The sequence below is a fragment of the Streptomyces sp. SolWspMP-5a-2 genome (assembly GCF_900091845.1).
Classification (GTDB): Bacteria; Actinomycetota; Actinomycetes; order Streptomycetales; family Streptomycetaceae; genus Streptomyces; species Streptomyces doudnae.
Genome location: NZ_FMCI01000287.1, coordinates 26306 through 36605 on the forward strand (window position 1 = coordinate 26306; position 10300 = coordinate 36605).

Annotated in this window: 9 protein-coding genes; 4 read left to right on the top strand and 5 right to left on the bottom strand. The window is 71.8% G+C overall.

Annotated elements, in window-relative coordinates; genetic code table 11:
• Nucleotides 1-136 precede the first annotated feature (136 nt).
• Genes GA0115242_RS28880 through GA0115242_RS28890 form a run of 3 tightly spaced genes read left to right on the top strand, consistent with a single transcriptional unit; the run spans nucleotide 137 to nucleotide 1369 of the window.
• A complete protein-coding gene (locus GA0115242_RS28880) occupies nucleotides 137-508 on the top strand; it encodes a hypothetical protein (RefSeq protein WP_093833602.1) in 372 nt (123 codons plus the stop codon).
• Nucleotides 509-524: 16 nt separating this feature from the next.
• The gene (locus tag GA0115242_RS28885; protein WP_093833604.1) at nucleotides 525-896 is read left to right on the top strand and encodes an STAS domain-containing protein; all 372 of its coding nucleotides are present in this window, start codon (nucleotides 525-527) and stop codon (nucleotides 894-896) included.
• Nucleotides 893-1369 carry an ATP-binding protein gene (locus tag GA0115242_RS28890; RefSeq protein ID WP_256089785.1) on the top strand — a complete coding sequence of 159 codons (477 nt, stop codon included), beginning with the start codon at nucleotides 893-895 and terminating at the stop codon, nucleotides 1367-1369. The genes GA0115242_RS28885 and GA0115242_RS28890 overlap by 4 nt, the downstream gene beginning before the upstream one ends.
• A gap of 24 nt (nucleotides 1370-1393) precedes the next feature.
• Here GA0115242_RS28890 and GA0115242_RS28895 read toward each other — a convergent pair whose 3' ends face one another.
• Nucleotides 1394-3298: an AMP-dependent synthetase/ligase gene (locus GA0115242_RS28895; RefSeq protein ID WP_093833606.1), complete on the bottom strand. Its 1905-nt coding sequence runs from the start codon at nucleotides 3296-3298 to the stop codon at nucleotides 1394-1396.
• Between the two features lie 203 nt (nucleotides 3299-3501).
• Between GA0115242_RS28895 and GA0115242_RS28900 the strand changes: the two genes are divergently transcribed.
• Nucleotides 3502-4380, top strand: a complete 879-nt coding sequence (locus GA0115242_RS28900; protein ID WP_093833608.1) for an ion transporter — start codon at nucleotides 3502-3504, stop codon at nucleotides 4378-4380.
• On the opposite strand, the gene glgB is transcribed toward GA0115242_RS28900, so the two are convergent.
• The 4 genes from glgB to GA0115242_RS28920 all read right to left on the bottom strand — a co-directional run.
• Entirely contained in the window at nucleotides 4377-6617 is a 2241-nt protein-coding gene (gene glgB, locus GA0115242_RS28905; protein WP_093833610.1) for a 1,4-alpha-glucan branching enzyme, read from the bottom strand. The genes GA0115242_RS28900 and glgB overlap by 4 nt on opposite strands.
• Nucleotides 6618-6622: 5 nt before the next feature.
• Nucleotides 6623-7942, bottom strand: coding sequence for a maltokinase N-terminal cap-like domain-containing protein (locus GA0115242_RS28910; RefSeq protein ID WP_093833612.1), 1320 nt, complete (start codon nucleotides 7940-7942; stop codon nucleotides 6623-6625).
• A 22-nt stretch (nucleotides 7943-7964) separates the two neighbouring features.
• Complete coding sequence (treS, locus tag GA0115242_RS28915) at nucleotides 7965-9683, bottom strand: maltose alpha-D-glucosyltransferase (protein ID WP_093833614.1); 1719 nt, start codon at nucleotides 9681-9683, stop codon at nucleotides 7965-7967.
• Between the two features lie 40 nt (nucleotides 9684-9723).
• The coding region (locus tag GA0115242_RS28920) for an alpha-glucosidase C-terminal domain-containing protein (protein ID WP_141721783.1) at nucleotides 9724-10300 on the bottom strand (577 nt) is incomplete at its 5' end.

Below are 10300 nucleotides of genomic sequence, written 5' to 3' on the forward strand. Positions count from 1 at the left end.
AGCGCCGCGGCGGGCCTCTTAGGCCGCCCGGGGGGAGATCAGGGGCGGCCAGCGTGCGAGCGAAAGACCAGGGTAGGCGGTGCTGTGGAGCCGCCCGACCGGCGGCTCGGCAACCGTACGTGAGGGAAGGAGCCGCGTGAGCGCCGACAGCATCTGGTCCTACGCACCGACGACCGGCCATGTGGAGGGACAGGACCTGACCGGGTACACCGTCGACTCGACGGACGGCACCATCGGGGTGGCGGAGCGTGAGGCCGACCCCGCCGGGATGCTGCACCTGGTGGTCGACACCGCGGTGTGGGCGTTCGGCCGCAGTGTCCTCGTCCCGGCCGGTACCGTGACGGGCATCGACACCGAGAACCGCACCATCACCGTGGCCTGCACCAGGTCCGAGGTGAAGGGGGCGCCCCGGTTCGAGACCGACAGCGAGACCCTCGACCCCGACTACCTGACACGGGTCGCCGCGTACTACCGGGACCTGCCGGGGCAGCGGACCCCGGCCTCCTGAACGAGGGGAGACCGAGATGGCGGAGGAGCGGGAGAGCACCGTCACCTGCCACCCGGAGGACGGCGGCGTCGTCGTACGGGTACGGGGTGACGTCGACGCGGAGAGCGCGCCCCTGCTGGAGGCGGCGCTGCGCACCGCCCGGCGGTCGGTGTCGGTGTGTACCGTCGTCGACCTGTCCGCAACGGAGTTCGCCGACTCCTCGATCCTGCACGTGCTGCTGGAGGAGCAGGAGGCCCACCGGCTGGCCGGCCGGCCGATGGTGGTGGCGGGACCGTTCAACGAGAGCATCGAAAGGCTGTTTGAGGTGACTGGCACCACGGGGTACTTCGTCTTCACCGATGACGTCGTGACGGCAATGGAGGCGCCCCGGGCAGTGACGGAACGGTGAGTGACACCGTGCGCCCGGCCGCGCTGTCGGGACCGCCCCCGGGAGGTGCGACGGCCGACACGGGGGTGGCGACCGCGGCCACCGCCCGCGCCCACGCGCGCGCGGTGGTGCGGGAGGAATGGAACACACCGTCGCGCACCGCCCGCGACGAGGACGTCATCGACCTGCTGCTGGTGGTGTCGGAGCTGGTCACCAACGCCATCCGGCACGGCGGCGGACTGGCCGGATTCGAGGTGGAGGTGGCCGACGCGGGCGTCCGGCTGCTCGTCCACGACCACAGCGAGGCGGCGCCGCGCAGCTCCGCGGGCGCCGCGCCCCCCGGGCACCGGGTCAGCGGGTACGGCTGGCCGCTCGTGCTGCGCCTGGCCGTCGAGGTCGCCGTCGAACGGCGCCCCGGCGGCGGCAAGACCATCGACGTCCTGGTGCCGCTGCGCTCCGTGCCCACCGGCGCGGACGTCCACGACCGGGGCTGACCGGCCGCCCCGCGCGGCGGCCGGTCAGCGGAACACGTCGTCCGTCTCGTCCCAACCCGGCGGCTCCTCCGGCACGTTCGGCCGCGGGGCCCGGGTGCGGGCCTGGTACATCGAGTCGATCTCCGCCGCGTAGTGCGCGGCGATCGCGTCCCTGCGCAGCTTCATCGACGGGGTCAGCAACCCGTTGGCCAGCCCGAACGGCTGCGCCAGCACCCGGAAGACCCGGATGGACTCGGACCGCGAGACCGTGCTGTTGGCCGCGGCCACCGCCCGCCCGATCTCCTCGCGCAGCGCGTTCTCCTCCCGGGCCTCCCGGCTCGGCGTGTCGCTGCGCAGCGACAGCGAACCGCGCCAGTACGCGAGGAACTCGGGGTCCAGGGTGATCAACGCGCCCACACAGGGCCGGTTGTCGCCCACCACGACCGCCTGATGGATCAGCGGGTGCATCCGCAGCCGCTGCTCCAGGGCGGCCGGGGCGACGCTCTTGCCGCTCGTCGTGACCAGGACGTCCTTGGTGCGCCCGGTGATCGTCAGATAGCCGTCGGCGTCCAGCCAGCCGAGGTCGCCGGTGGCCAGCCAGCCGCCGCGCAGCACCGCCCGGGTCGCCGCCTCCTCGTTGAGGTAGCCCTGGAACACGGTGCGCCCGCGGACCATGACCTCGCCGTCGTCCGAGAGCATCAGGTCGACACCCGGCAGCGCCTGGCCGACCGTCCCCGACTTCTCCCGGCCCAGCGGCTGCATGGTGACCCCGCCGCCGGTCTCGGTCAGCCCGTAGCCGTCGTTGACGTAGATGCCGATGCCCTCGAAGAAATGGGAGAGTTCACGGCTGAGCGGCGATCCGCCCGAGGTGCCGCGCACCACCCGGCCGCCGAACGCCGTCCGGAGCCTGCGGTACACCGTCCGCTCGAACAGGGCGTGCTGGAGCCGGAGATCGAGCCCGGGGCCCGAGCCCTCGCCCAGCCGCTGCCGCTCCAGGGCCGCGGCGAAGTCCCGCGCGGTGCTCGCGGCCCGCTCGAACAGCGCCCCGCGGCCGTCCTGTTGGGCGGTGTGCAGGAAGGTCTTGTACATCTTCTCGAAGACCGACGGCACCGCGTAGAAGTAGGTGGGCCGGAACGAGCGCAGCGAGGCGGCCAGCGCCTCGTCGCTCAGATCCGGCTCGTGGCCCATCAGCAGGCCGCCGCGGACGCACAGGTTCTGGATCATCAGGCCGTACACGTGGGAGAACGGCAGGAAGGCGAGCACCGCCCCCTGCTCGCCCGGCGGGGCGGCCGTCTGTCTCCAGCCCTCCAGGAGCGTGTCGCAGGAGCTGGCCAGGTTGAGGTGGCTGAGCGCGCAGCCCAGCGGGCGGCCCGTGGTGCCCGAGGTGTATGCGATCACCGCCGTCGAGTCCGGCAGCACGATCCGGCGCAGCGAGTCGACCGTCGTCATCGGCACCAGCGCGCCGCCGGCCGTCAGATCGTCGAGCGAACCCGAGTCCAACTGCCAGACGTGGCGCAGCAGGGGCAGCGCCCCGCACACCGATCCGACCGTCATGACGGCCTGTTCGTCCTCGACCACCACGGCCACGCACTTGGCGTCCCGCAGGATCCACTCGACCTGGTCCCGGGAGGAGGTCGGGTAGATCGGCACCACCTCGGCGCCCACCGCCCACAGCGCGTAGCTCAGGACCGTCCACTCGTACCGGGTCCTGGCCATGATCGCGACCCGGTGCCCGGGGGAGATCCCGGAGGCGATCATCCCCTTGGCCAGACCCACCACCTCGTCCCGCAGCTCGGCGGCGGAGACCTCCTCCCAGACGGAGGAGCCGGGCGCGGGCCTGCGGGCGAGCACCGGGAGGTCGGGGGTCCTGACCGCCGTCTCGAAGACACTGTCGGCGAGTCCGCCGGTCAGGGGCGAGAGGGGGGTGGGAGCGAGGGCGTAGGCGCACATGCGCTGCTCCTGACGTGTACGGGTGGGGCTCCGCCGACGCGAACCGTTTCGGCGGTGCTCGAATCTAGCCGAGGCGGGACCGGTCGGAGTCGTGATCCGACAATTGAGCTGACGCCCGGCTCAGATGCCGGGCCGCGCGTCCGGCCCGTCCTTCCGGCATCTACAGTGCTGTAGAAATTTTTCCTGGAAGGCGAACACCCGACATGCCGGAGCAGCAAGTCCCGTTGACCGAGATTCAGTTACGGTCGACCCGTCACGACCTGTCGCGATGGTGCCGCGCCCGCACCGACGAACGCTGGTTCGCGGTGACGGTCCTGGTCGTGATCGTCCTGAACGCGGCGTTGCTTGGCCTGGAGACCTACTCCGGGCTCGCCGCGCAGTGGCACCGGCCGTTGCGCCTGGCCGAGCACACCTGCCTCGCGGCCTTCACCGCCGAGATCCTGGTCCGGCTCGGAGCCCACGCGGACCGCCCGCGCGACTTCTGGAAGGACCCCTGGAACCTCTTCGACCTCGCCGTGGTGCTCTGCGCCTTCCTGCCCCTGGTGCGCGAGAACACCACGATCCTGCGCCTGCTGCGGCTGGCCCGGGTGCTGCGCACCGCCCGCTTCCTGCCCCAACTGCGCATCGTGCTGGCGGCGGTGGTGCGCAGCCTCCCCGGCACCCTCAGCTTCCTGCTGGTCGGCGCGCTGCTGCTGTACGTGTACGCGATGGTCGGCTGGGTCTTCTTCGGCCGCGCCGACCCGCAGCACTACGGCTCCATCGGCCGCGCGGTGCTGACCCTCTTCCTGCTGATGACCCTGGACGGCATCGGGGACGCCGTGCACGCCGGTCTCGAGGTCTCGCGCTGGAGCATCCTCTACTACGCCTCCTATGTGCTGCTCGCCTCGTTCGTCCTGGTCAACGTCCTCATCGGGGTGGTCATCACCTCCCTCGACGAGGCCCGCGAATCGGAACGGGAGGAACTCCGCCCGGCGATCGGCCCCGAGGAGCCGCTGCGGGACCGCATCGCCGAGGCGCGGCTGGCCCTCGACGCCCTGGAACGCGACCTCGCGGCCCACTCCGGGGGGCGGGCACGGTACTAGGCGGGCCGTAGCCAGACGGTGGCGAGCGGGGGCAGGGTGAGCCGGATGCTCGCGGGGCGGCCGTGGACACCCGGTGAGCCCGCCGTGAGCGGACCGGCGCAGCTCGCCACACCGCTGCCGCCGTAGCGCGCCGCGTCGGTGTTCAGGACCTCCCGCCAGGCGGTGACGGAGTCCGGGACGCCGACGCGGTAGTCGTGCCTGACCACGGGGGAGAGGTGGCAGACGGCGAGCAGCGGATCGCCCGCCGCGTCGAGCCGCAGGAACGCGAAGACGTTGTCGTCGGCGGCGTCGCCGGTGATCCACTGGAAGCCCGCGGGGTCGGTGTCGCGCTGCCAGAGGGCGGGGGTGGCGGTGTAGAGGGTGTTGAGGTCGCGGACGAGGTCGCGGACGCCGCGGTGGTCGGCCTCGGCGCCGTAGGCCGGGTCGAGCAGCCACCAGTCCGGGCCGTGCGCCTCGGACCACTCGGCGCCCTGGGCGAACTCCTGTCCCATGAAGAGGAGTTGCTTGCCGGGGTGGGCCCACATGTGGGCGAGGTAGGCGCGCAGGTCGGCGCGTTGGCGCCACCAGTCGCCCGGCATCTTGGAGACCAGGGACCGCTTGCCGTGCACCACCTCGTCGTGCGAGATCGGCAGGATGTAGTTCTCGCTGTAGGCGTACACCATCGAGAACGTCATCTCGTGGTGGTGGTACTTGCGGTGCACCGGCTCGTGGGCCATGTACTGGAGGGAGTCGTGCATCCAGCCCATGTTCCACTTCATGCCGAAGCCCAGGCCGCCGCTGTCGGTGGGCCGGGTGACCCCGTCCCAGGCGGTGGACTCCTCCGCCAGCGTCACCACCCCGGGCGCCCGCCGGTACACGGTCGCGTTCATCTCCTGGAGGAAGGCGACGGCGTCCAGATCCTCGCGTCCGCCGTGCACGTTGGGCGTCCACTGCCCCGAGTCGCGCGAGTAGTCGAGGTAGAGCATCGAGGCGACGGCGTCCACCCGCAGCCCGTCGATGTGGAACTCCTCGCACCAGTACACCGCGTTCGCCACCAGGAAGTTGCGCACCTCGGTCCGCCCGAAGTCGAACTCCAGCGTCCCCCAGTCCGGGTGCTCGGCCCGCCTGCTGTCCCCGGGCTCGTACAGCGGCTCCCCGTCGAACCTGGCCAGCGCCCAGTCGTCCTTGGGGAAGTGCGCGGGCACCCAGTCGAGGATCACCCCGATCCCGGCCCGGTGCAGCGCGTCGACCAGGAACCGGAAATCGTCCGGGGTGCCGAGGCGGGAGGTCGGCGCGTAGAAACCCGTGACCTGGTAGCCCCACGAGCCGCCGAACGGATGCTCGGCCAGCGGCATCAGCTCGACGTGCGTGAACCCCAGGTCCTGCACGTACGCGGGCAGCTCGTCTGCAAGCTGACGGTACGTCAACCCGGGTCGCCAGGACGGCAGATGGACCTCGTAGACGCTGAACGGCGCCTCGTGCGGCGGCACCTCGCCGCGCCGGGCCATCCACTCCTCGTCCCGCCACTCGTGGTGCGCGGCCGTCACCACGGAGGCGGTGGCGGGCGGCACCTCCGTCGCGCGGGCCATCGGGTCCGCCTTGAGGAACCGACCGCCGTGGCGCGCGGTGATCTCGAACTTGTAGCGGGCGCCCTCCCCGACGCCCGGCACGAACAGCTCCCACACCCCGCAGGAGCCGAGCGAGCGCATCGGCAGAGCCGTCCCGTCCCAGCAGGTGAAGTCCCCGGTGACGCGCACGCCTCGGGCGTTCGGCGCCCAGACCGCGAACCGGGTGCCCGTCACGCCCTGGTGGACCATGGGCTCCGCGCCGAGCGCCTTCCACAACTGCTCGTGGCGGCCCTCGCGCACCAGATGCAGATCGACCTCGCCCAGCGCGGGCAGGAAGCGGTAGGGGTCCTGCGCCTCGTGCTCGCCGTCCGGGTAGGCCACCAGCAGGGAGTACGCGGGGACTTCGGGCAGCGGCAGCACCCCGGAGAAGAACCCGTCGCCCTCCGGCAGCAGCGCCGTGCGCCGCCCCTGGACGACGACGCTCACCGACCGGGCACAGGGACGCAGCGCCCGGAACGCGACCCCGCCCGGCACCGGGTGGGCGCCGAGCAGGGCGTGCGGATCGTGGTGGGCCCCGGCGAGCAGGCGCGCGCGGTCGTCGGACGCGAGCGCGGGCGCCGCCCCGCACGCTCCGGGCCGCGGGGTCAGCGGGCCGGACGGCTCGGGGAGCGAGGTGTCACGCAGGGCCACGGGGGTCAGCCTCCTCTTACGGCGAGACGCTCGATCGCCGCCATCGGTACGGGGAGCCAGTCGGGGCGGTGACGGGCCTCGTAGAGGACCTCGTAGACGGCTCGGTCGGTCTCGTGGGCGCGCAGCAGCGCGGGTTCGGCGCGCGGGTCCCACCCGGCGCGTCCGGCGTACCCCGCGCAGAACGCCTCCCGGCAGCGGTGGGCCCACTTCGGGCTCCAGGGCCTGCGCTGGCGGGCCGCGTAGTCGAAGGAGCGCAGCATGCCCGCGATGTCACGGACCGGGGACCGCGGCGCGCGCCGCTCGGCGAGCGGCCGGGACGGCTCGCCCTCGAAGTCGGTGACGAACCACTCGCCGCCGGTGCGCAGCACCTGCCCCAGGTGCAGATCGCCGTGCACACGCTGCGCCGCGGGACCCGGGTCGCAGGTGCCGAGCGCGTCGAACGCCGAGCGCAGACCGGGCACATGGGGCCGCAGCGCGGGCACCGCGCGGGCCGCGGCGGTCAGCCGCTCGGCCATCGCGGCGGCCGTCCGCGCGCCGTCGTCGTGCCGTCCGCGCGGGAAGGCCGAGGCGAGCGCGAGGTGCACCTCCGCCATGGCCTCGCCCAACTCGTGCGAGGCGGCGGTGAAGTCGTCCCCCGCGGCAAGCGCCCGCAGCGCCAGCGCCCAGCCGTCGCGGGCGTTCGGCAGATACGGCTGGAGCACGCCCAGGGTGGCGCCCATCGGGTACGCCGTCCGGAACCAGGCCACCGGCGCGGGCACCCGGCCGCACCCCTGCGCGGCCAGCGCGCCCGGCACCTCCAGATCGGGGTTGACCCCGGGCTGCACGCGCCGGAAGACCTTGAGGATGAACGCGTCGCCGTACACCAGCGAGGAGTTGGACTGCTCCGTCTCCAGCAGCCGCGGTGCGAGCCCCGACGGCACCCGGACGGCCGGGTCGGCCTCGAAGCGCAGCGGACCCGCGGTGCCGGGGTGGCGCAGCCGCTCCAGCAGGAAGCGCGCCGAGCGCGGGTCGTGGAGCGCGTCGTAGATCGTGAGCCCGGCGAGCGGCCCCTGCTGCGCCCTGCCGATGAGGGCGTGCGCCAGGTGCGGCACCGGACGTTCCCGGGTGCCCAGGAGCAGTTGGTAGCAGTCCCCGGCCTCGACCAGGACGTGCAGGCAGCCGGGGAACAGCTCGGTCATCGACAGCAGGTTCAGCTCGGTCAGCGGCCGGTCCTTGCCCGCGAACCAGCGCTGCCGGGGCAGCCACTCGCACAGCAGCCCGGCCAGCGAGGTGAGCGGCCCGGCGGTGCCGGCGTGTCTGGGGACGAGCGTTGCGGTCTTCGTCATGGTCACGCGTCCTTTCGCCGGCTCAACGACGCCGACCGGTCCGGGCGGGGACGCGGGTGAGCCGGAACCAGTAGAAGCCGTGGCCGCCGAGCGTGAGCAGGTACGGCAGCTCGCCGATCGCGGGGAAGCGCACCCCGCCGATCAGTTCGACGGGGTGCAGGCCGTCGTGGGCGCGCAGATCGAGTTCCGTGGGCTGCGGGAAGCGGGAGAAGTTGTTGACGCAGAGCACGAGGTCGTCCTCGTGCTCGCGCAGGAACGCCAGGACGGCCGGGTTGGACGACGGCAGCTCGGTGTAGGTGCCGAGGCCGAAGGCGGGGTTCTGCTTGCGGATCTCGATCATGCGGCGGGTCCAGTGCAGCAGCGACGACGGCGACGACATCGACGCCTCGACGTTGGTGACCTGGTAGCCGTAGACGGGGTCCATGATGGTCGGCAGGGAGAGCCGTCCGGGGTCGCAGGAGGAGAATCCGGCGTTGCGGTCGGGCGTCCACTGCATGGGGGTGCGGACGGCGTCGCGGTCGCCGAGCCAGATGTTGTCGCCCATGCCGATCTCGTCGCCGTAGTAGAGGATCGGCGAGCCGGGCAGCGACATGAGCAGCGCGGTGAAGAGTTCGATCTGGTTGCGGTCGTTGTCGAGGAGCGGGGCGAGGCGGCGGCGGATGCCGATGTTGGCGCGCATCCGCGGGTCCTTGGCGTACTCGGCCCACATGTAGTCGCGTTCCTCGTCGGTGACCATCTCCAGGGTCAGCTCGTCGTGGTTGCGCAGGAAGATGCCCCACTGGCAGCCCGAGGGGATCGCGGGCGTCTTGGCGAGGATCTCGGAGACGGGGTAGCGGGACTCGCGGCGCACGGCCATGAAGATGCGGGGCATGACGGGGAAGTGGAACGCCATGTGGCACTCGTCGCCGCCGCTGCGGTAGTCGCCGAAGTAGTCGACGACGTCCTCGGGCCACTGGTTGGCCTCCGCCAGCAGCACCGTGTCCGGATACATCCGGTCGATCTCGCTGCGCACCCGCTTCAGGAACGCGTGACTGGCGGGCAGGTTCTCGCAGTTGGTGCCCTCGGCCGCGTAGAGGTAGGGCACCGCGTCCAGCCGGAAGCCGTCGATGCCGAGGTCCAGCCAGAACCGCAGCGCGGCCAGGATCTCCTCCTGGACCTTGGGGTTCTCGTAGTTGAGGTCCGGCTGGTGGGAGAAGAACCGGTGGAAGAAGTACTGCTTGCGGACCGGGTCGAAGGTCCAGTTGGAGGCCTCGGTGTCGACGAAGATGATGCGAGCGTCCGGGTACTGCTTGTCGTCGTCGGCCCACATGTAGTAGTCGCCGTAGGGGCCGTCGGGGTCCTTGCGGGACTCCTGGAACCACGGGTGCTGGTCGCTGGTGTGGTTCATGACGAAGTCGATGATGACGCGCATGCCGCGCTGGTGGGCGGCGTCGACGAACTCGACGAAGTCGGCGAGGTCGCCGAACTCGGGGAGGACGGCGGTGTAGTCGGAGACGTCGTAACCGCCGTCGCGCAGGGGGGACTTGAAGAAGGGCGGGAGCCAGATGCAGTCGATGCCCAGCCACTGGAGGTAGTCGAGCTTGGCGGTGAGGCCCTTGAGGTCGCCGACGCCGTCGCCGTTGCTGTCCTGGAAGGACCGGACGAGGACCTCGTAGAAGACCGCGCGTTTGAACCAATCCGGGTCCCGGTCCTTGGCGGGGGTGTCCTCGAAGGTGTCCGGGACGGGCTGGTTGACTGTCATGAGGCCGTGGCCCTCCGATCGGTGGCGGGTGGGTGCGGGACTAGCGCATGACGTGCAGCACATGGGCCGGGGAGCGGCCGGGTTCGAGGCGTACGTAGTTGCTCCTGCCCCAGTCGTAGGTCTCGCCCGTCAGTTCGTCCCGCATCGACGTGAATGCGCCCCACTCCAGGCCGAGTTGCGGCATGTCCAACGAGACCGTCGCCTCCTGGGTGCGGTGCGGGTCGAGGTTGGCGACGACGAGGACGGTGTCGTCGCCCGTGGTCTTGCTGTAGGCGATGACCGCGTCGTTGTCGGTCGCGTGGAAACGCAGGTTGCGCAGTCGGCGCAGGGCGGGGTGGGCCCGGCGGATCTCGTTGAGGCGGGTGATGAGGGGGGCGATGGTGCGGCCCTCTCGGGCGGCGGCCTCCCAGTCGCGGGGGCGGAGTTGGTACTTCTCGGAGTCGAGGTACTCCTCGCTGCCCTCGCGCAGGGGGGTGTTCTCGCAGAGTTCGTAGCCGCTGTAGACGCCCCAGGTGGGGGAGAGGGTGGCGGCCAGGACGGCGCGGACCTCGAAGGCGGGCCTGCCGCCGTGCTGGAGGGAGGCGTGCAGGATGTCGGGGGTGTTGACGAAGAGGTTC

Coding starts and splice junctions, on each gene's coding strand:
- GA0115242_RS28885 (WP_093833604.1), top strand. CDS start 525: ATGGCGGAGGAGCGGGAGAGCACCGTCACCTGCCACCCGGAGGACGGC.
- GA0115242_RS28895 (WP_093833606.1), bottom strand. CDS start 3,298: ATGTGCGCCTACGCCCTCGCTCCCACCCCCCTCTCGCCCCTGACCGGC.
- GA0115242_RS28900 (WP_093833608.1), top strand. CDS start 3,502: ATGCCGGAGCAGCAAGTCCCGTTGACCGAGATTCAGTTACGGTCGACC.
- GA0115242_RS28910 (WP_093833612.1), bottom strand. CDS start 7,942: ATGACGAAGACCGCAACGCTCGTCCCCAGACACGCCGGCACCGCCGGG.
- treS (WP_093833614.1), bottom strand. CDS start 9,683: ATGACAGTCAACCAGCCCGTCCCGGACACCTTCGAGGACACCCCCGCC.